The 19,993-nt window shown below is 69.9% G+C and carries 23 protein-coding genes; 15 read left to right on the forward strand and 8 right to left on the reverse strand.

Going from position 1 to position 19,993, the window contains the following annotated elements:
* The first annotated feature begins 54 nt into the window (after positions 1-54).
* On the forward strand, positions 55-909 hold the full coding sequence (locus tag O6P37_RS26265; protein ID WP_269896838.1) for a 3-hydroxybutyryl-CoA dehydrogenase: 855 nt from the start codon (positions 55-57) through the stop codon (positions 907-909).
* A gap of 49 nt (positions 910-958) precedes the next feature.
* Here the strand turns inward: O6P37_RS26265 and O6P37_RS26270 are convergent, their stop codons facing one another.
* From O6P37_RS26270 to O6P37_RS26280, 3 genes are all read right to left on the reverse strand, one after another.
* Positions 959-1,801 (reverse strand): DUF559 domain-containing protein, encoded by an 843-nt coding sequence (locus O6P37_RS26270; protein ID WP_269896839.1) that lies wholly within the window; start codon positions 1,799-1,801, stop codon positions 959-961.
* 143 nt (positions 1,802-1,944) lie between these two features.
* Positions 1,945-2,814: a polyphosphate kinase 2 family protein gene (locus O6P37_RS26275; protein WP_269896840.1), complete on the reverse strand. Its 870-nt coding sequence runs from the start codon at positions 2,812-2,814 to the stop codon at positions 1,945-1,947.
* Positions 2,811-3,509 carry a TetR/AcrR family transcriptional regulator gene (locus O6P37_RS26280; protein ID WP_269896841.1) on the reverse strand — a complete coding sequence of 233 codons (699 nt, stop codon included), beginning with the start codon at positions 3,507-3,509 and terminating at the stop codon, positions 2,811-2,813. Before O6P37_RS26280 ends, O6P37_RS26275 begins: the two co-directional genes overlap by 4 nt.
* A 99-nt stretch (positions 3,510-3,608) precedes the next feature.
* Here O6P37_RS26280 and O6P37_RS26285 point away from each other — a divergent pair, with 99 nt between their 5' ends.
* The 6 genes from O6P37_RS26285 to deoC all read left to right on the forward strand — a co-directional run bounded on the left by O6P37_RS26285 (position 3,609) and on the right by deoC (position 7,561).
* Positions 3,609-4,937, forward strand: coding sequence for a DUF445 domain-containing protein (locus O6P37_RS26285; RefSeq protein WP_408633257.1), 1,329 nt, complete (start codon positions 3,609-3,611; stop codon positions 4,935-4,937).
* A 94-nt stretch (positions 4,938-5,031) separates the two neighbouring features.
* Positions 5,032-5,436 (forward strand): helix-turn-helix domain-containing protein, encoded by a 405-nt coding sequence (locus O6P37_RS26290; protein ID WP_269896843.1) that lies wholly within the window; start codon positions 5,032-5,034, stop codon positions 5,434-5,436.
* A 62-nt stretch (positions 5,437-5,498) separates the two neighbouring features.
* Positions 5,499-6,155 (forward strand): heparin-binding hemagglutinin, encoded by a 657-nt coding sequence (locus tag O6P37_RS26295; protein WP_269896844.1) that lies wholly within the window; start codon positions 5,499-5,501, stop codon positions 6,153-6,155.
* Positions 6,156-6,191: 36 nt separating this feature from the next.
* On the forward strand, positions 6,192-6,476 hold the full coding sequence (locus tag O6P37_RS26300; RefSeq protein ID WP_264013091.1) for a DUF2516 family protein: 285 nt from the start codon (positions 6,192-6,194) through the stop codon (positions 6,474-6,476).
* Positions 6,477-6,479: 3 nt separating this feature from the next.
* On the forward strand, positions 6,480-6,884 hold the full coding sequence (locus O6P37_RS26305) for a DUF2599 domain-containing protein (protein WP_269896845.1): 405 nt from the start codon (positions 6,480-6,482) through the stop codon (positions 6,882-6,884).
* Positions 6,884-7,561, forward strand: coding sequence for a deoxyribose-phosphate aldolase (gene deoC, locus O6P37_RS26310; RefSeq protein WP_269896846.1), 678 nt, complete (start codon positions 6,884-6,886; stop codon positions 7,559-7,561). Before O6P37_RS26305 ends, deoC begins: the two co-directional genes overlap by 1 nt.
* Before the next feature lie 20 nt (positions 7,562-7,581).
* On the opposite strand, the gene O6P37_RS26315 is transcribed toward deoC, so the two are convergent.
* Genes O6P37_RS26315 through O6P37_RS26330 form a run of 4 tightly spaced genes read right to left on the reverse strand, consistent with a single transcriptional unit; the run spans position 7,582 to position 10,626 of the window.
* Positions 7,582-8,478, reverse strand: coding sequence for an LmeA family phospholipid-binding protein (locus O6P37_RS26315; RefSeq protein ID WP_269896847.1), 897 nt, complete (start codon positions 8,476-8,478; stop codon positions 7,582-7,584).
* Positions 8,475-9,290 (reverse strand): carbon-nitrogen hydrolase family protein, encoded by an 816-nt coding sequence (locus O6P37_RS26320; RefSeq protein WP_269896848.1) that lies wholly within the window; start codon positions 9,288-9,290, stop codon positions 8,475-8,477. The genes O6P37_RS26315 and O6P37_RS26320 overlap by 4 nt, the downstream gene beginning before the upstream one ends.
* A gap of 4 nt (positions 9,291-9,294) precedes the next feature.
* Complete coding sequence (locus tag O6P37_RS26325) at positions 9,295-10,092, reverse strand: class I SAM-dependent methyltransferase (protein WP_269896849.1); 798 nt, start codon at positions 10,090-10,092, stop codon at positions 9,295-9,297.
* 21 nt (positions 10,093-10,113) lie between these two features.
* Positions 10,114-10,626: a DUF2505 domain-containing protein gene (locus tag O6P37_RS26330; protein WP_269896850.1), complete on the reverse strand. Its 513-nt coding sequence runs from the start codon at positions 10,624-10,626 to the stop codon at positions 10,114-10,116.
* A gap of 26 nt (positions 10,627-10,652) precedes the next feature.
* On the opposite strand from O6P37_RS26330, the gene O6P37_RS26335 reads away from it, so the two are divergent.
* Both O6P37_RS26335 and O6P37_RS26340 read left to right on the forward strand, forming a co-directional pair.
* Positions 10,653-11,693 (forward strand): UDP-N-acetylmuramate dehydrogenase, encoded by a 1,041-nt coding sequence (locus O6P37_RS26335; protein ID WP_269896851.1) that lies wholly within the window; start codon positions 10,653-10,655, stop codon positions 11,691-11,693.
* A gap of 54 nt (positions 11,694-11,747) precedes the next feature.
* Entirely contained in the window at positions 11,748-13,010 is a 1,263-nt protein-coding gene (locus tag O6P37_RS26340) for a L,D-transpeptidase (protein ID WP_269896852.1), read from the forward strand.
* Here O6P37_RS26340 and O6P37_RS26345 read toward each other — a convergent pair.
* A complete protein-coding gene (locus tag O6P37_RS26345) occupies positions 13,007-13,765 on the reverse strand; it encodes an SDR family oxidoreductase (protein WP_269896853.1) in 759 nt (252 codons plus the stop codon). The two genes, O6P37_RS26340 and O6P37_RS26345, sit on opposite strands and share 4 nt — an antisense overlap.
* Before the next feature lie 241 nt (positions 13,766-14,006).
* On the opposite strand from O6P37_RS26345, the gene O6P37_RS26350 reads away from it, so the two are divergent.
* The 6 genes from O6P37_RS26350 (at position 14,007) to regX (ending at position 19,940) form a co-directional block, all read left to right on the forward strand.
* A complete protein-coding gene (locus O6P37_RS26350) occupies positions 14,007-15,290 on the forward strand; it encodes an ROK family protein (RefSeq protein WP_269896940.1) in 1,284 nt (427 codons plus the stop codon).
* A gap of 21 nt (positions 15,291-15,311) precedes the next feature.
* Positions 15,312-16,628 carry a D-inositol-3-phosphate glycosyltransferase gene (gene mshA, locus O6P37_RS26355; protein ID WP_269896854.1) on the forward strand — a complete coding sequence of 439 codons (1,317 nt, stop codon included), beginning with the start codon at positions 15,312-15,314 and terminating at the stop codon, positions 16,626-16,628.
* Positions 16,625-17,155 (forward strand): type III secretion system chaperone family protein, encoded by a 531-nt coding sequence (locus O6P37_RS26360; RefSeq protein WP_269896855.1) that lies wholly within the window; start codon positions 16,625-16,627, stop codon positions 17,153-17,155. Before mshA ends, O6P37_RS26360 begins: the two co-directional genes overlap by 4 nt.
* 13 nt (positions 17,156-17,168) lie before the next feature.
* Complete coding sequence (locus tag O6P37_RS26365) at positions 17,169-17,924, forward strand: phosphoglyceromutase (RefSeq protein WP_269896856.1); 756 nt, start codon at positions 17,169-17,171, stop codon at positions 17,922-17,924.
* 130 nt (positions 17,925-18,054) lie between these two features.
* Positions 18,055-19,257 (forward strand): sensor histidine kinase, encoded by a 1,203-nt coding sequence (locus O6P37_RS26370; RefSeq protein WP_269896857.1) that lies wholly within the window; start codon positions 18,055-18,057, stop codon positions 19,255-19,257.
* Positions 19,254-19,940 (forward strand): two-component sensory transduction protein RegX, encoded by a 687-nt coding sequence (gene regX / locus O6P37_RS26375; RefSeq protein WP_264013105.1) that lies wholly within the window; start codon positions 19,254-19,256, stop codon positions 19,938-19,940. The genes O6P37_RS26370 and regX overlap by 4 nt, the downstream gene beginning before the upstream one ends.
* Positions 19,941-19,993 lie beyond the last annotated feature (53 nt).

A 19,993-nucleotide genomic window follows, 5' to 3' on the forward strand; every position in this document is an offset into this window, starting at 1 on the left:
TCAGGCCCCGTCCGTGTTCTCGGGCGGGGCCTGTCGCTGTATCGGAGGAGATCAATGAGCATCGAGCGGGTAGGCGTCGTCGGCGCCGGACAGATGGGCGCAGGCATTGCCGAGGTGTCGTTGCGCGCGGGTGCCGACGTCCGCATCTACGAGCCCACCGAGGCGCTTGCCGAGGCGGGCCGCGGCCGCATCGTCTCGTCGCTGGAGCGCGGTGTCAGCAAGGGCAAACTGACCGAGGCCGAACGCGACGAGGCGCTCGCGAGGTTGAGCGTCGCCACCGACATCGCCGAGCTGGCGGACCGCCAGCTGGTGGTCGAGGCGATCGTCGAGGATGCGGCCGTCAAGGCGAAGGTCTTCGCGCAGCTCGACGAGGCCATCACCGATCCCGATGCCGTGCTGGCGTCGAACACGTCGAGCATCCCGATCATGAAGATCGCCGCGGCCACCAAGAATCCCAGCCGCGTGCTGGGCCTGCACTTCTTCAACCCGGTGCCGGTGCTGCCGCTGGTCGAACTGGTGCCGACGCTGGTCACGACCGACGAGGCGCTGGCGCGCGTCGAGCGGTTCGCGGGTGAGACGCTCGGCAAGAAGGTGGTGCGCTGCACGGACCGGTCGGGCTTCGTCGTCAACGCGCTGCTGGTGCCCTACCTGCTGTCGGCGATCCGGATGGCCGAGGCCGGCGTCGCCACCGTCGAGGACATCGACACCGCCGTCGTCGCCGGGCTGTCGCACCCGATGGGCCCGCTGAAGCTGTCGGACCTGGTCGGGCTGGACACGCTGAAGCTGATCGCGGATTCGATGTTCGAGGAGTTCAAGGAGCCGCTCTACGGGCCGCCGCCGCTGCTGCAGCGGATGGTCGAGGCGGGCCAGCTGGGCAAGAAGTCGGGCAAGGGCTTCTACACGTACTGATTTCTGGCGCGAGTGCACGGTTGTTGTACGCAAACGCCGAGTGACCCCGTCAACAAGCGTGCTCTCGCGTGCGCAACGCTGCGCGGACTCGTTGCACCACGCTCGCGGGTCGCTGGTTGAGCTGTCGAGCACTGACCCGGACGATCAGCCAGCCGCGCGAGGCGAGGAACTCCAGGCGCTCGATGTCGCGAGCGTGCTCGTCGGGATCGGTCCAATGCTGCTTGCCGTCATACTCGGCGCCCACCTTCGCCGCCAGCCAGCCCATGTCTATACGCCTGCTGCCCTCCCTCATCTGGGTCGCAGGGCGGGGGATGCCGGAACGAACGAGCAGGAGTCGTAGGCGGGTCTCCTGCGGGGACTCGGCGCCACCGTCGGCCACGTCGAGCACCTCACGAAGGCGTCGTGCCCCCCGCGCTCCCGGGTACCTGCGCGCGACGGCGGTGACGTCCGCGACGGTGGCGCCAGAGGCGTTGAGCAGTGCGTCCACCCGGATGACGCCCTGCTCGTGGGGGAGGCGTCTGGCGAGGTCGTACGCGGTGCGTGCCGGCGTCGTGCACCGCATGCCGTACCGGAGGCACACCTCATCGTCGCGGATCACGTCCGAGTGCACGAGAATTCCATGCGCGCCGGGCCGTCTGGAGTGGGCCAGCTCCACGGGTGCGTCCGCGTCGATCCAGCGACTGCCGAGGGCAGCGGCCGCCGAGTGGCCGACGAGCGTTGCCTTCCGCCCGGACCACAGCCAGGCGGCACGGGCACGGTCCAGCGCGCTCAGTTCCGTGTCGGCACGCACATAGACGTTGCGATGTACCTTCCGGTAGCTGCGCATGAGATCGCGACGGGTCAGATCACCGTCGGCCAGCGCCTCGGTCGCGACGATGAGACGAGGATGCATACCTTCATCGTCTGGCCCGTCGCCCACCACTCCGCGCGGCAATCGTGGCGGCTGTGGATAACCGGAAGCGAGTGCACGGTTGTTGTACGCAAACGCCGAGTGAGGGTGCGAACAAGCGTGCACTCGCGAAGAGCGCGGTCGCTCTAGACCTCTGCGAGGCGGCGCTTCTCCGCCTCGACGTCGAAATCCGCAGGGGGCCACGACAAGTCCAGACCCTCGAGCGCCTCGATGAGCAGCTCGGTGACCGCGAGGCGGCTGTACCACTTGTGGTCGGAGGGCACGATGTGCCACGGCGCGATGTCGGTCGACGTGCGGTCGAGCATCGCCTGGTAGGCCTCCACGTACTTCGGCCACAGCAGGCGTTCGTCGATGTCGGCGGGGTTGTACTTCCAATACTTGTCCGGCCGCGCGAGACGCTTCTCCAGTCTCTTCTTCTGCTCGTCGAGTGAGACGAACATCGCGACCTTCACCAAAGTCACTCCGCCGTCGACGAGTTCGCGTTCGAAGGCGTTGATCTCGTCGTAGCGGGTGGCCCACACGTTCGGCGGGACGAGGTCGTGCACCCGCACGATCAGCACGTCCTCGTAGTGCGACCGGTCGAACACGCCGATGTGCCCCGCGGGCGGCAGCGCCTTCCGGATGCGCCACAGGTAGTGGTGGGCCAGCTCCTCCTCGGTCGGCTTGCCGAAGCTGGTGTACCGCACGCCCTGCGGATTCGCAGCGCCCACAACGTGTTTGACGATCCCGCCCTTGCCCGCAGTGTCCATGCCCTGCAGCACAAGCAACACCGAGCGGTTGTCGCCCCCGCCCCTGCTGCCGGCGTAGAACCTCTCCTGGAGGTCGGCCAGCAGCTCGTTGCGTTCCCACTGCAGGGCTTTCGCATCGCTCTTCGACCCGCCGAAGCCCGGCGTCGCGTCGGTGTCGATGTCGATGACCTTGGAGCCGTTACGGAATGCCAGCATTTCTGCCGGTTCGTGGGTCCACTCGTCTGGCAGCTCGGCTTCGGCGGTCATCGGCTGGTGGGCAGGATCGGCGACGGGTGTGCCTGGCTGCGGAACACCTCGAGTGAGCCGCCGACCTCGACGATTCCGCAGAGCGCGTTCCAGGAGAGCATGGTCAGGTAGTCGATGAGTTCGTCGGACGTCATCCGCGGGTGCGACATCCACGAGTGCGTGGCCAGCTGGACGCCGCCGACGGTGTGGAACGCCCACGGCTCGACACCGCTGGTGTCCATCCCGACCTCGGCCATCCGGCGGCGCAGCATCACCGCGAGCATCCGGGCGATGATCTGCTCGGAGTTCGCGACCGCCTGGTTTTTGCTGGCCGAGTTGTTGGCCATCACGAACCGGTACGGCTCCGGCTCGTTGGCCACCGTCTCGACGTACACCCGGATGATCTCCCTGGTGAGGTCGAAGCCGTCCATGTTCGACGTCAGCGCGGCCGCCATGTTCGGGATCAGCGTGGTCTGGGCGAATCGCATCATCACCGCGGTGGTGAGGTCGTTCTTGTCGACGAAGTAGCGGTACAGCACCGTCTTGGACACCCCGATCTCAGCGGCGATCTCGTCCATGCTGACGTTGCTTCCACGTCGGCGGATCGCCTCGAGGGTGCCGTCCACGAGTTCGTTGCGCCGGTCGACCTTGTGCTGATGCCAGCGCCGTTTGCGTCCATCGGTCTTGACCGCCACCGGCGGGGTCTGCTGTGCCACTATCCCCGTAGTCCATTCCGTAGTCCCTCTCGATACTACGACCCGCCGTCGGGGATCGGCGCGGTCAGACGGGTACATAGCGGCATGGCCCATGATGGATTGGTGGCACACAGAGCAGACGTCGAACCGGCACCGGTGGCACAGAAGGCGAGTTTCGCCGAGGCGCTCGCCGGCGCGGACTCCGCCGCCGACGCCGAGCGGCGCCGCGCGCTGCGCCGGATGAAGGCGGTCGCGCTCGGATTCCTGCTCGGGGCGACGGTCGTGTTCCTGGTGTGCACGTGGGCGCAGTCGCAGGGTGCGCCGGGGTGGGTGGGCTATGTGCGGGCCGCCGCGGAGGCCGGCATGGTCGGCGCGCTGGCCGACTGGTTTGCCGTCACCGCCCTGTTCAAGCACCCGCTGGGCATCCCGATCCCGCACACCGCGATCATCAAGCGCAAGAAGGACCAGCTCGGCGAGGGCCTCGGCATGTTCGTCCGGGAGAACTTCCTGTCGCCGGAGAACGTCGAGACCAAGCTGCGCTCCGCCGACGTGGCCAGCCGCACCGGCAAGTGGCTCGCTGAACCCGTCAACGCCGCCCGCGTCGCTGCGGAGGTGTCGACGGTGCTGCGGGTGCTGGTGGAGATGCTGCGCGACGAGGACGTCCAGCAGGTGCTGGACAAGATGATCGTCAAGCGCGTCGCCGAGCCGCAGTGGGGGCCGCCGGTGGGCCGGGTGCTCAACGAGCTGCTCGTGGCGGGGCGGCAGGAGGCGCTGATCCAGCTGCTGGCCGACCGGGCGTTCCAGTGGTCGCTCAACGCGGGCGAGATCATCGAGCGCGTCATCGAGCGGGACTCGCCGCAGTGGTCACCGCGCTGGGTCGACCACCTGGTGGGCGACCGGATCCACCGCGAGCTGATGGACTTCACCGACAAGGTCCGCCGCAATCCCGACCACGAGCTGCGGCGCTCGGCGACCAAGTTCCTGTTCGAGTTCGCGAACGACCTGCAGCACGACGAGGCGACGATCCAGCGCGCGGAGAACGTCAAAGAACAGATCATGGCCCGCGACGAGGTGACCAGGGCGGCCGAGACCGCGTGGACGGCGGCCAAGCGGATCATCCTCGAGTCGGTGGACGACCCGTCGTCGACGTTGCGGGGCCGCATCGCGGACTCGGTGATCCGCATCGGGGAGTCGTTGCGCGACGACGCCGATCTGCGCCGCAAGGTCGACAACTGGATCGTGCGGGGCGCTCAGCACCTGGTGGCCGAATACGGGGCGGAGATCACCACGATCATCACCGACACCATCGAGCGGTGGGACGCCGAGGAGGCCAGCGATCGGATCGAACTGCACGTCGGCCGCGACCTGCAATTCATCCGTATCAACGGCACGGTGGTGGGCTCGCTGGCGGGCCTCGTCATCTACTCGATAGCCCAGCTACTCTTCTGACCTGCGCTAGCTAGTGCTTGCAAAAGTTAGCACTCCGTCGTACGGTTGATTCCGACACCAATCGGATACCCGACGCACGGAGGGGGCTGAGACCATGCAGCAGGATGAAAATCTTGCCGCGGTCGTGACCACCGCCGCGCAGGACATCGGCAGCTTCATCCGGAGTCAGCGCGAAGCGGCCCAGGTATCGGTGCGGCAACTGGCCGAGAAGGCCGGCGTCAGCAATCCCTATCTCAGTCAGATCGAGCGGGGACTGCGCAAACCGTCCGCCGACGTGCTCAACCAGATCGCGAAGGCGTTGCGGGTGTCAGCCGAAGTGCTCTACGTCCGGGCCGGGATCCTCGAGCCGAGCGCGACCAGCGATGTACGCGACGCCATCGTCAACGACGCGGCGATCAACGAGCGGCAGAAGCGGGTCCTGCTCGACATCTACTCCTCGTTCGTTCAGCAGAACGAGGCTGCGGAGCTCCCGGCGGAAGGGGAGCCGACGACTGACTAGAACAGATCCACCCCTGAGAACCGCACATCTGAATGAAGACAGATCCTGAAAGGAAGTACGACATGGCCGAGAAGACTCAGCAGCAGAACCTGGACATCGAAGACCTGAAGGCGCCGCTGCTCGCGGCCGTGGGTGCCGCCGACCTGGCGCTCGCCACCGTCAACGAGATCGTGGCCAGCCTTCGTGACCGTGCAGGCGACGCCCGCACCGACGCGAACGCCCGTCTCGACGAGCGTCGCGCCCGGCTGAACAAGCTGCAGGAAGAGATCCCCGCACAGGTCGGTGAGCTGCGCGAGCGGCTCACCACCGATGAGCTGCGCAAGGCGGCCGAGGGGTACGCCGACGCCGCGCAGACCACCTACGTGAAGCTCGTCGAGCGTGGCGAGGCCGCACTCGAGCGGCTCCGCAGCCAGCCGGCCCTCGAGGACGCCGCCAACCGCGTCGAGGGGATCACCGACCAGGCCGTCGAGCTGACCCAGGAGGCGCTCGGCAACGTGGCCACGCAGACCCGCGCCGTCGGTGAGCGGGCCGCCAAGCTGGTGGGTGTTGAGCTGCCGAAGCGCACCGAGAGCGCCTCGGAGCCGGTGAAGAAGGCCGCTGTCAAGGCGCCTGCCCCCACCCCGGCGAAGAAGACCGCCCCGGCGCCGGCCGCCAAGAAGGCCCCGGCCAAGAAGGCCCCGGCCAAGAAGGCTCCGGCCAAGAAGGTCACACAGAAGTAATTCGACGCACGGATGGCGCCCGCTTAGGGTGGTGAGGTGATACTTGCCGACCTAGCGGGCGTCATCTCTTTCGCCCTGGTCCTCGTCGTCCTGGTGGTGGGCGTCTACTCGTTCGTGCACGCGGCGATCCAGCGGACCGACGCCTACCCCGCCGCCGGCAAGCTCACCAAGCCGGTGTGGCTGGCGATCCTCGGCGTGAGCGTGCTGCTGCTGCTCCTGCTGCAGGATGTGTTCGGTGCCGCGATCTGCGCCTGCGCCGCCGGCGTGTACCTCGTCGACGTACGGCCCAAGATCCTGGAGATCCAAGGGAAGTCACGCTGACCCGTGCGACCCGTCGTCACCGCCGCGCTGGCGGCCCTCAGCATCCTCGCGTCCGCGTTCACCGTGCTGCCCACGGCGGCGGCCAACCCGGTCCCGGCTCCGCCGTACGTCGACCACGTCGAGTGGGCCAAGTGGGGTGACCTGTCCAGCCTGCGCGTCTACCCGACGCCGTCCGCCCGGCAGGCCGCTTCCGTGCCTGCGGACGTGGCGTGGGCCGAGGTGCTCGCGCTGTCCCCGGACGCCGCGATTCCCGGCATGCGCGAACAGTTCATCTGCCACTGGCAGTTCGCCGAGATGGCCGAACCCGGCAAGGTGAGCTGGAACCTCGAACCGTGGCGTCCGGAGGTGACCGGCGAGGAGATGATGGCCGCCGGCTGCAATCCGGGCGGCACCCTGGAGCCGTTCTGATGGCCTGGACCCGCGACGCGGTGGCCGAACTCGTCGACCACACGCTGCTCAAGCCACAGGCCACCGAGGCCGACGTCATCGCGCTGATGCGGGAGGCCGACGCACTCGGCGTGTACGCCGCCTGCGTGTCGCCGACGATGGTGGCCGCCGCGAAGTCGGCGCAGGCGCCGGGACCGGTGATCGCCGCGGTGGTCGGATTCCCCTCGGGCAAGCACTTCTCCGCCGTCAAGGCGCACGAGGCGGTGCTGGCGACCGCAGCGGGTGCCGTCGAGATCGACATGGTGATCGACGTCGGCGCTGCGGTAGCGGGCGACTTCGACGCGGTGCGCGACGACATCGCCGCGGTACGCGCGGCCGTCGGCGAAGGCGTCATCCTCAAGGTGATCCTCGAGTCGGCCGCGCTGCTCGAGTTCGCCGGTGAACACGCGCTGGTCGAGGCGTGCCGGGCCGCCGAGGCCGCCGACGCCGACTTCGTCAAGACCTCAACCGGCTTCCACCCCAGCGGCGGCGCCTCGGTGGCCGCCGTGGAATTGATGGCCGCGACGGTCGGGCCGCGGCTCGAGGTCAAGGCCAGTGGCGGCATCCGCACCGCAGCCGACGCGGTGGCGATGCTCGACGCCGGTGCGACGCGGCTGGGCCTGTCGGGCACGCGCGCCGTGCTCGACGCGCTCGACTGACCCGGCTCGTCGCCGCCGGATCAGAGCTCGGAGAAGCAGGGGTCCTGCTGGCCCTTGGGCATCTGGGCGTTCTGCGTGGCGAACACCGCCGTCACTCCCGTGTCGGTGACCTCGACGCTGCGGGCGGTGATGTCCATCGGGTAGTTCTTCGTCAGCTCGCCGGTGAACGCGTCGAGCGCGGGCTGCACCGTCTCGCGGGGCAGCGTGAAGCCGAGCCCGGTCAGGTTCGTCACCTGGAGCGCGATCCCGCCGTCGACGACCTCCGGCTTGGCCGTGATGGTGCCGAGCGCGCCCTCCAGCTCGATCGTGCCGCCCTGCGGGTTGGTGGTGACGCCCGTCAGGAAGCTGCCGAACAGCGGAATGGCGTCCTGCACAGTCTGTTTGATGCCGTCGGCCGCCCAGGTGATGTTCGCCGTCAGTGATCCGACCGAGCCGCCGGAGGTCGCGGTGTCCTCGAGGCGGACGTCGCGGATGTCGATGGCCACCTTCATGCCCTTGGCCTCGCGGATCTGGTTGCCCGCCGTCTCGATGTTGATGTTGGTGTAGTGCCCCGTCATGTGCTGCAGCAGGAACGGCGGAAGCGGGTCGAACGACGCCTTCGCCTCGTCCTGCACGATGCACGACACCACCCGGGAGACGACGTCGTCGGCGCGGTTGCGGGCGTACAGCTCACCGCCGAGCAGTCCGGCGGCCACCAGCGCGACCACGATGACCACCACGAGCACGATCGACAGCGGATCGCGGAACAGGCCCTTGATCTTGTCGCCGAAGGAGGTGCGCTCGGCGTCGCCGGATGGCGGCGGACCCTGGGGCGGGTAGCCCTGCCCGCCGGGCGGTGGCGGCGGCGGCATATTCGGCGGTGGGGGTGGTGGCGGGACGGGCGGCTGGTTGGCAGGGCGGGCCCAGTCATCGGTCACCCGAGCGATTCTGCCTTACCGAACTGAGCCGACCCCGAGCGGTTGTCCAGCACCGCGATGCTGTCTCGTGCTTTCTGCGCGGTCTCCGCGTCGATGTCGGCCAGCAGCAGCTGGGCATCCGGACCCGCGCTGACCAGCTCGTCGCCGGTGGGGGAGGCGATCAGGCTGTGGCCCACCCCGGTGGGTCCGGAGGCCGCGACCTCGTCACCCGGGTACGCCTGGCCGACGGCCGCGACGTAGCTGGTGGTGTCGAGCGCGCGGGCCCGCGCCAGCAACGTCCACTGGTCGACCTTGCCCGGGCCCGACCCCCACGAGGCGTGCACGGTGATCAGCTGGGCGCCGCGGCGGGCGAGCTCGACGTAGAGCTCCGGGAAGCGGATGTCGTAGCAGGTGGTCAGGCCCACCTGGAAGCCTCCGACGGCGATCATCGCGGGCTCGGAACCCGGTGCGACCGTGCGTGATTCGCGGAAGCCGAACGCGTCGTAGAGGTGGATCTTGTGGTAGTGCGTGTCGACACCGGGACCGGCGGCGATCAAGGTGTTGGTCACCCGGCCGTCGCCGCTCGGGGTGAACATCCCCGCGACCACCACGATCCCCGAGCGGTCCGCAACGCCGCGCACACCGTCGGCCCACGGGCCGTCGAGCGGTTCGGCGACGGGCCCCAGCGGCACCCCGAAGCGACACATCGTCGCCTCCGGGAACAGCACCAGTTCCGCGCCTGCCTCGGCGGCGCGCCCGGTGTATTCCTCGACCGTCTCGAGATTGGCGGCCGGGTCGGTGCCTGCGGCGATCTGTGCCAGGGCGATCCGCATGACGTCAGCCTAGTGGCGCGCCGGCGGGTGCGATGTGGTCCCACGGGACCGTGAGGACGCCGTCGCGGATCCGGCGCCGCGGCGGCTCGACCGGGAGGCCCTGCTCACGCAGCAGGCCGAGCATCGCCCGCCAGCGCACCCGGGGCCCGAAGACGCCGTGCCCGGCGACACTGGCCCAGGCACGGTCGGCGGCCGTCAGCAGGGCGTGGATCGGTTGCCCCGGCACGTTGTGGTGGATCAGCACCTTGGGCAGCCGTTCGGCGAGGTCGGAGGGCCGCTCGATCGCGAACGGGTCGCAGGCCAGCGTCAGGCTGACCGGCGCCTCGGCGTCGAGCAGCACCCAGGCGCACCGCCTGCCCAACTCGTCGCAGGTGCCGTCGAGGATCAGCCCGCCCGGCGCCAGCCGCCGCTGCATCGCCGACCACGCATCGGCGACGGCCTCGACCGGATACTGCCGGAGCACGTTGAACGCGCGGACCAGGACCGGGTTCAGGCCGGCCAGTTCGAAGCCGCCGAGCGCGAAGTCGACCCCTGCCGTGGCGGACGGGCGGGCCGCGTCGACCCGTTCGGGATGGATCTCCAGGCCCACCACCCGCACGTCCGGCCGGATCGGCCGCAACCGCGAGGCCAGCTCGAGCGTGGTGACCGGCAGGGCGCCGTAGCCGAGGTCGACGACCAGCGGGTCGGTGGCCGAACCGACGGCGGTGCGGACCCGGGCCGAGTGCACCAGCCATCTGTCGCTGCGGCGGAGCCGGTTGTAACCGGTGGTGCCGCGGGTCAGCTGGCCGAGGGGCGCACCCACGGACCGAGTGTATGGCGCACGTCAGGCGTTCTCGGCGATCCACGCCGTGGTGAAGCGCTGCTCGGCGATCAGCACATCGACGAGCTGGCCGCCGATCAGGTTCTCCAACTTGCCGCCGACGAGCGGGACACGCACCTCGACAGTGGCCTTGCAGGTCAGTCGTGACGCCTCGCCCGCCCGTATCGGAGCGAGCGTCATCGCGCCGTCGAGGGTGACCGGGGCGCCGAGGATCACGCCGTTGACGAACCCGCTCGCCTGGCCGTCGGTGACCGGATCCCAGTGCTCTTCGCGCTGGATCGCCAGGTCACCGCGGTGGAACTGGGTGACGATTCCCGGGAGCCGGTCGGCGCGCAGCACCTGCGTGGTGGTGACGGTGACGCCGCCGTCCGGCCCGGCGGTCAGCGCGTCCAGCGAATAGTCGTCGGCGCCGGAATCGGTCAGCCGGGACAGCCAGTAGCCCTCGTCACGCAGCGCCCGGTGAACCTCATCGACGGTGCCCTCGTATTCGGTGGCCAAGTCGAATGAACGCGGCATAGCCAGCCAGGCTACCGTGACAGCCCGTGGGGCAGCAGTCCGAAGAACGCGACGTGCCGCTGGCGCCGTTGACCACGTTGCGGATCGGTCCGGTGGCCCGCAGGCTGATCACCGCCACCAGCACCGAAGAGCTGGTGGCGGCGCTGCGCAGCCCCGAGAACGCCGACGCTCTGGTGCTCGCCGGCGGGTCGAACGTGGTGCTCGCCGACGACATGGCCGACCTGACCGTCGTGCGGGTGGCCAACACCGAGATCACGGTGGTCGACAACGTCGTGCGGGCCGAGGCGGGCGCCTCGTGGGACGACGTGGTGGTCACCGCGCTGGCATACGGGCTCGGCGGCCTCGAGTGCCTGTCGGGCATCCCCGGCTCTGCCGGCGCAACACCGGTGCAGAACGTCGGCGCCTACGGGGCCGAGGTCGCCGACACCATCACCCGCGTCCGGCTGCTCGACCGGCGCAGCGGCGAGGAGAGCTGGGTGGGTCCCGAGGCAATGGGATTCGGTTACCGCACAAGCATTCTGAAGAACTCCGCCGCGGCGGTGGTGCTGGAGGTGGAGTTCTCCCTCGACGCGGACGGCCGCAGCGCACCGCTGCGATACGGCGAACTGGCGACCGCGCTGGGGGAGGAAACGGGCGCCAGGACCGACCCGCTGCGTGTCCGCGAGGCCGTGCTGGCGCTCCGGGGCCGCAAGGGCATGGTGCTGGACGACGGCACCGATCACGACACGTGGAGCGTCGGCTCGTTCTTCACCAATCCGGTGGTGAGCGCCGCGGACTTCGACCGGCTGCGCGCCACCGTCGACGGCCCGGTGCCGCATTATCCCGCCGACGAGGGCGTGAAGCTGGCGGCCGGCTGGCTGGTGGAGCACGCCGGGTTCGGCAAGGGCTACCCCGGCCCCGGCGCCCCGGTGCGGCTTTCGACCAAGCACGCGCTGGCTGTGACCAATCGGGGCGGCGCCACGACCGCGGACCTGTTGTCGCTGGCCAGGACGGTGCGCGACGGTGTCTCGGGCGCCTTCGGGATCGAACTCACCCCCGAGCCGACTCTGATCGGATGCACTCTCTAGGTACGCTGGATCCACGTGAGCGCAGAGGCGAAGTGGCCAGCCGGTCGGCCCCTGATGAATCGGCGGAAGGCCCTGACCGCACTGGCGGTCGGTGTCGTCGTTCCCGCTGCCCTGGCGGCCTGCGGCAACGAGGTGGGGTCACCGGAGGCCGCCGATGACGCGCCTGCCGCTCCCGAGCTGAAATTCGAGCCCGCGGCCGCAGCCACCGACGTGTCGCCGACCGCCCCGGTCAGCCTCGAGGTGAGCGGCGGATTCATCCAGCGCGTGGTGCTGGCCAACGCCGAGGGCAAGCCCGTCGCGGGTGTCCTCAACCGGGAGCGCACGGCGTTCAGCACCACCGAACCGCTGGGTTACGGCGCGTCGTACACGTGGGGCGGGTCGGTGGTCGGCGAGGACGGCAAGGCCGTGCCGGTGAAGGGCACGTTCAGCACGATCGACCCGGCCACCCAGGTCAGCGGGCAGTTCCAGCTGGCCGACGGGCAGACCGTCGGCATCGCGGCGCCCGTCATCCTGCAGTTCGACGCGTCGATCGACGACAACGACAAGCCGACGGTCGAACGGGCGCTGTCGGTCACCACGAACCCGCCGACCGAGGGCAGCTGGGCCTGGCTGCCCGACGAGGTCGGCGGCTCCCGCGTGCACTGGCGCACCCGTGAGTACTTCGCCCCCGGCACCACCGTGCGGGTCGACGCCCGGCTCTACGGCGTGCCGTTCGGGCAGGACGCCTACGGCGCGGCGGACTCGTCGCTGGACTTCACCATCGGCCGCCGCCAGCTGGTCAAGGCCGAGGCGTCGTCACACCAGATCGAGGTCATCACCGACGCGGGGACGATCATGACCCTGCCGTGCAGCTACGGCGAGGGCGATCTGGACCGCAACGTCACCCGTAGCGGCATCCATGTGGTCACCGAGAAGTACGAGGACTTCTACATGACCAACCCTGCCGCCGGATACGCCAACATCCGGGAGCGGTTCGCCGTGCGGATCTCCAACAACGGCGAGTTCATCCACGCCAACCCGGCAAGTTCGGGCGCGCAGGGCAACAGCAACGTCACCAACGGCTGCATCAACCTGTCGACCGAGGACGCACAGCAGTACTTCAACACCGCGATGTACGGCGACCCGGTCGAGGTGACCGGCACCCGGATCCAGCTGTCCTACGCCGACGGCGACATCTGGGACTGGGCCGTGCCGTGGGAGGAGTGGAAGTCGATGTCGGCGCTGTCGGACGCCGCGCCCCCGTCGGGCATCCCCAGCACCGCGCCCGCCGTGCCGTCGGGCGCCCCGCAGCCGGTGAACGACCGCCCCGGCGGCTAGCTCCGCCGGTTGAAGCGGGACCCGGCCGCACCGCTGACCTGATCGCGCGGCCGCACCACGATCAGATCGAGGTCGACGTGTGAGGGCCGGTCGGCGACGAATCCGATGACCTCGGCGATGTCCTCGGCGACCAGCGGCGTGACGCCCTCATAGACCTTCGCCGCGCGCTCCTCGTCGCCCTCGAACCGGTTCAGCGAGAACTCGGTCTGCACCATGCCCGGTGCGACCTCGGTGAGCCGCACCGGCTTTCCGAGCAGCTCGCTGCGCAGCGTGCGGTGCAGGACGCCCTGGGCGTGCTTGGCCGAGGTGTAGCCGGAGCCGTTGTCGTAGATCTCCACGGCGGCGATCGAGGTGACCGTGATGATCAGGCCGTCGCCGGACTCGATGAGCTTGGGCAGCAGCGCCCGGATGACGAGCAGCGTGCCCAGGACGTTCGACTCCCACATCCAGCGCCAGTTGTCGACGTCGGCTTCGGCCACGGGCTCCAGACCCCTGGCCCCGCCGGCGTTGTTGACCAGCACGTCGACGCGGTCGAGACCGGCGGCCAGCGCGGCCACCGCGTCGGCGTCTGTGACGTCCACCACAGCCGCGGTGCCGCCGATCTCATCGGCGACGGCCTGCACCAGCTCCTCGCGGCGGGCCGCACACACTACGTGAAAGCCCTGTGCGGCAAGGGTTCTCGCGGTCGCCGAACCGATGCCCGCGCTGGCACCGGTGACCACTGCGACGCGCCGGCCGGAAGTGGGATTCGTCATCTGAACAACTCTAGTCAGCGTGTTAGATTCACTTCGTGTCCAGGATGTGTCAGGTCAGCGCCGCGCAGCACTGTTGTTGCTGTCGCCGCTCGCGCCGCCGCGCCTGACCGAGCCGAGGACATTTCTTCCGTCCCGTTGAGTCGCAGGTGTGGCAAGGACCCACCAGCCGACCGACAGAGGACATCCCGTGCGTACTGCCACCCCCGCCCCCGCTGCGATCTCTCCCATCGCGAGTTCGCCGATCTCGCGCCGCGCCCACGTCCGCACCGCGCCGACCGTCAAGCGGGCGCCGCTGGCCCGCCACCACATCGTCGCTCCGTCGCTGCGGGTCGCCGACACCGCCGCCGCACTGGTGTTCAGCGCCGCGCGGACCCGCGGACCCATCGCCCGCGACGCCGTCGCCAGGGTCACCGGCCTGAGCATCGCGACGGTCAACCGCCAGGTCACCGCCCTGCTCGACGCCGGTGTGCTGCGGGAACGCGCCGACCTCGCCGCATCCGGGGCGATCGGCAGGCCGCGGGTGCCCGTCGAGGTCAACCACGAGCCGTTCCTCACCCTCGGCGTGCACATCGGCGCCCGCACCACCAGCATCGTGGCCACCGACCTGTTCGGCCGCACCCTCGACGTCGTCGAGACGCCGACCCCGCGCAGCGCCCAGGCCGCCGCGCTGGTAACGCTGGCCGACAGCGCCCGCCGCTACCTGAGCCGGTGGCACCGGCGCCGCCCGCTGTGGATCGGTGTCGCGGCGGGCGGCATCGTCGACAGCGGCACCGGACACCTCGACCACCCGCGGCTGGGCTGGTCGGACGCGCCCGTCGGCCCGGTGCTCGCCGAGTCGCTCGGCTTGCCGGTGTCGGTGGCCTCGCACGTCGACGCGATGGCCGGCGCCGAACTGCTGCTCGGCGTGCGCCGGGCGGCCACGGCCCCCGCCGCATCGGCGCTCACGCACACCACGAGCCTGTACGTGTACGCCCGCGAGACCGTCGGGTACGCGCTGTCGATCGACGGCCGGGTGCACTCGCCGGGCAGCGGGCCGGGCACCATCGCCGCGCTGCCCGCGCAGTCGAAATTGTTGGGCGGCACAGGACAATTGGAGTCCACCGTCAGCGACGAGGCGGTGCTCGCGGCCGCACGACGGCAGGGCGTCGTCCCCGCCGACGGGCCGGCGTCGACCCTGGCGAACGTGCTGCGCGCGGCACGGCAGGGCAACCCGGCGGCCAGGGAACTGCTCACCGAACGGGCCCGCGTACTCGGCGAGTCGATCGCCCTGCTGCGCGACCTGCTCAACCCCGACGACCTCGTCGTCGGCGGGCAGGCGTTCACCGAGTACCCGGAGGCCATGGCGACGGTCGAGACCGCCTTCGCCGAGCGGTCGGTGCTGGCGCCGCGCGACATCCGGCTGACGGCGTTCGGCAACCGGGTGCAGGAGGCCGGCGCGGGCATCGTGTCGCTCGGCGGGCTGTACGCCGACCCGATCGCGGCGATGCGCCGCGCGCAGGCCCGCCGCCCCGAAGTCAGCGCGTAGCCGAGGTGTAGACATGACGGTGTGCGCCTAGCAGCGGATCCGCCGGACGTCTCAGCGCGCCGCGTCGCGGTGCTCTCGGTGCACACGTCGCCGCTGGCCCAGCCCGGCACGGGTGACGCAGGCGGGATGAACGTCTATGTCCTGCAAACCGCCCTGCACATGGCGCGCCGCGGCGTCGAGGTCGAGATCTTCACCCGCGCCACGTCGTCGGCCGATCCGCCGGTGGTGCGGGTGGCGCCCGGTGTGCTGGTGCGCAACGTCGTCGCCGGACCGTTCGAGGGCCTCGACAAATACGACCTGCCGACACAGCTGTGCGCGTTCACCGCGGGGGTGCTGCGCGCCGAGGCCACCCACGAACCGGGCTACTACGACATCGTGCACTCGCACTACTGGCTGTCGGGTCAGGTCGGCTGGCTGGCCCGCGACCGCTGGGCGGTGCCGCTGGTGCACACCGCGCACACGCTGGCGGCGGTGAAGAACGCCGCGCTCGCCGAGGGCGACGCGCCGGAACCGCCGTTGCGCGCGGTCGGCGAGCAGCAGGTGGTCGACGAGGCCGACCGGCTGATCGTCAACACCGAACACGAAGCGCGCGAACTGGTCTCGCTGCATCACGCCGACCCGTCGCGCATCGACGTCGTGCATCCGGGGGTCGACCTCGACGTCTTCACTCCTGGCGACAAGCGAGAAGCCCGGGCCCGGCTGGGACTGGCCGCCGACGAGGACGTGCTGGCCTTCGTCGGCCGGATCCAGCCCCTCAAGGCGCCGGACGTGCTCTTGCGCGCGGCCGCCAAGCTTCCCGGTGTCCGGGTGCTGATCGCGGGCGGACCGTCCGGCAGCGGGATGGCCACACCCGACGGGCTGGTTCGGCTCGCCGACGAACTGGGTATCGCAGACCGCGTGACGTTCCTGCCCCCGCAGTCCCGCGAAGACCTCGTGACGGTCTACCGCGCCGCCGACCTGGTCGCGGTGCCCAGCTACTCGGAGTCCTTTGGTCTGGTCGCCGTCGAGGCCCAGGCCTGCGGCACCCCCGTGGTGGCCGCGGCGGTCGGCGGCCTGCCCGTCGCCGTGCGTGACGGCGTCACCGGGACCCTCGTCGACGGCCACGGCACCGACGACTGGGCGCACGCGATGAACGCCCTGCTCGAACGCGGGCCGGACACCATGCGCGAGGCGGCCGTCGCGCACGCCGCGTCGTTCTCGTGGGCGCACACCGTCGACGCACTGCTGGCCGGTTACGGGCGGGCCATCGCCGACTACCGCACCCGTCACCCGCGCCGGGACGGGACCACCCGCCGCGGCGGCAGGCGGTTCTCGATGCGGCGCGGGGTCCGCGCATGACCGAACGCGTCCAGAAGATCATCGAGGACACGCTCGTGGAGCACGGGCTGAACTACACCCTGCACGCGGGCGCGCGCGGCGGGCTGCCCGGCATCGTGGTCGCCCTGCCCGGCGAGCGCAGGCTGACCACCAACACCATCCTCACCGTCGGCGAGCATTCGGTGCGCGTCGAGGCGTTCGTCTGCCGTAAGCCCGACGAGAACTTCGAGGGCGTCTACCGATTCCTGCTCAAGCGGAACCGCCGTCTCTACGGGGTGGCCTACACGCTGGACAACATCGGCGACATCTACCTCGTCGGCCGGATCGCACTGCCCGCGGTGACCGCCGAGGAGCTCGACAGCGTGCTCGGCCAGGTGCTCGAGGCCGTCGACAACGACTTCAACACGCTGCTGGAACTCGGCTTCAGATCGTCGATCCAGCGGGAGTGGGAGTGGCGGGTCAAGCGCGGTGAATCACTGAAGAACCTGCGCGCGTTCGAGCACCTCATCGACGATGCGAGCGACCAGGACGGTGCCGCAGAGGCGTGAGAGGATGCCAGCCATGGCTGATTCCGGAGAATCCACGCTGATCCTGCTCCGCCACGGCGAGAGCGATTGGAACGCGAAGAATCTGTTCACCGGCTGGGTCGACGTCGACCTCACCGACAAGGGCCGGGCGGAGGCGGCGCGCGCCGGCGAGCTGATGGCCGAGCTGGACCGGCTGCCCGACGTCGTCTACACCTCGCTGCTGCGGCGCGCGATCACCACGGCCAACCTGGCGCTGGACAAGGCCGACCGGCACTGGATCCCGGTGCACCGGGACTGGCGGCTCAACGAGCGGCACTACGGCGCGCTCCAGGGCCTGAACAAGGCCGAGACCAAGGAGAAGTACGGCGACGAGCAGTTCATGACGTGGCGGCGGAGCTACGACACCCCGCCGCCGCCGATCGAAGCGGGCAGCGAGTTCAGCCAGGACACCGACCCCCGCTATGCCGATATCGACGGCGGCCCGCTCACCGAGTGCCTGGCCGACGTGGTGGCCCGGTTCGTGCCCTACTTCGAACAGACCATCGTCCCGGACCTGCGGGCGGGCCGGACCGTGCTGATCGCCGCGCATGGCAACTCGCTGCGCGCCCTGGTGAAGTACCTGGACAAGATGTCCGACGACGACGTCGTCGGGCTGAACATCCCCACCGGTATCCCGCTGCGGTACGACCTGGACTCCGACCTCAAGCCGCTGGTGGTGGGGGGTACCTACCTGGACCCCGAGGCGGCCGAGGCCGGCGCGGCGGCCGTTGCTTCGCAGGGCGCGAAGTAGCCGTCGGAAGCCCCCGCCCCGGCAAACAGTGGGTTAACGCGGCCCGAACACCTGCTCCTGGCTCTGTGACATGTCTCGTTTTGGCCGCACGCTGCTGGGATGACGTTCACCGGATGCGTACGCTTTTCGCGTGAGCGTGGTTTCCGCGCTGCTGCTGACAGCAGTGGTTGCGTTACTCGCCCTGGCCGCCGGGGTCGGGGTGGGTGCGTTGCTGACGCCCCGGATCGTCGAGGCCAGGCAGCGCCGGGCCGTCGAACAGGCCGGCATCACCGTCTCCCAGATGCTCGCCCACATCGTGTCGGCGTCGCCGACGGGGATCGTCGTGGTCGACACCTTCCGTGACGTCGTCTACTCCAACGAGCGGGCCATCGAGCTGGGCCTGGTGCGGGAGCGTCTGCTCGACGACCGGGCATGGGCCGCGGCCGAGCACACGCTGGCGACCGGTGAGGACGTCGACGTCGACCTGACCCCTCGCAAGCTGCAGCACCCCGGCCGGTCGGGCCTCTCGGTGCGCGGCCACGTGCGGCTGTTGACCCAGGTCGACCGCCGGTTCGCCGTCATCTACGTCGCCGACCAGTCCGAACACGCCCGCATGGAAGCCACCCGCCGGGACTTCGTGGCCAACGTGAGCCACGAGCTGAAAACCCCGGTCGGCGCGATGGGCGTGCTGGCCGAGGCGTTGCTGGCCTCGGCGGACGACCCCGACATGGTGCGGCACTTCTCCGAGAAGATGGTCGCCGAGGCGCACCGGCTGGCCGACATGGTCGGTGAGCTGATCGAGCTGTCCCGGCTGCAGGGTGGCGAACGGCTGCCCGACCTGGAGATCGTCGAGGTGGACAGCGTGGTGTCCGAGGCCCTGTCGCGGCACAAGGTGGCCGCCGACAACGCCGACATCGCGATCACCACCGATGCGCCCACCGGGTTCCGCGTGCACGGTGACCAGGCGCTGCTGGTCACGGCGCTGGCGAACCTCATCTCCAACGCGATCGCCTACTCACCGCACGGGTCGTCGGTGACGATCAGCAGGCGCAGGCGCGGCGACAACATCGAGATCGCGGTGACCGACCGCGGCATCGGCATCGCCAAGGCCGACCAGGAGCGGGTTTTCGAGCGCTTCTTCCGCGTCGACAAGGCGCGTTCGCGGGCGACCGGCGGCACCGGCCTCGGGCTGGCGATCGTCAAACACGTGGCCGCGAACCACAACGGATCGATCCGGCTGTGGAGTCAGCCGGGTACGGGGTCGACGTTCACGCTGTCGATCCCCGCATACTTCGGTGTCGACGGCGACACCGCTCACCAGTTCGACCAACGAGAGGACCCCGCCGGACCATGACCAGTGTGTTGATCGTGGAAGACGAAGAGTCGCTGGCCGATCCGCTGGCATTCCTATTGCGCAAGGAGGGCTTCGAGACGACGGTGGTGGTCGACGGCCCGTCGGCACTCGCCGAATTCGACCGTTCGGGCGCCGACATCGTGCTGCTCGACCTGATGCTGCCCGGCATGAGCGGCACCGACGTGTGCAAGCAACTGCGGTCGCGGTCGAGTGTGCCGGTGATCATGGTGACGGCGCGCGACAGTGAGATCGACAAGGTGGTCGGCCTCGAACTCGGCGCCGACGACTATGTCACCAAGCCGTACTCGGCCCGCGAGCTGATCGCGCGCATCCGCGCGGTGCTGCGTCGCGGCACCGAGAACGACGAATCCGGCATCGGCGACGGCGTGCTGGAGGCCGGCCCGGTGCGGATGGACGTCGAGCGGCACGTCGTCAGTGTGAACGGTGAGGCGATCACGTTGCCGCTCAAGGAGTTCGACCTGCTCGAGTACCTGATGCGCAACAGCGGCCGGGTGCTCACGCGCGGTCAGCTCATCGACCGGGTGTGGGGCGCGGATTACGTGGGCGACACCAAGACGCTCGACGTCCACGTCAAGCGGCTGAGGTCGAAGATCGAGGCCGATCCCGCCAATCCGGTGCACCTGGTGACCGTCCGCGGACTGGGCTACAAGCTCGAGGGCTGAGCGAAACGACGGCGGTGGGCCCCCTCGCACGTAGGGGGCCCACCGGTCTGTCG

This window comes from Mycobacterium hippophais (assembly GCF_027529605.1).
Lineage (GTDB): Bacteria > Actinomycetota > Actinomycetes > Mycobacteriales > Mycobacteriaceae > Mycobacterium > Mycobacterium arseniciresistens.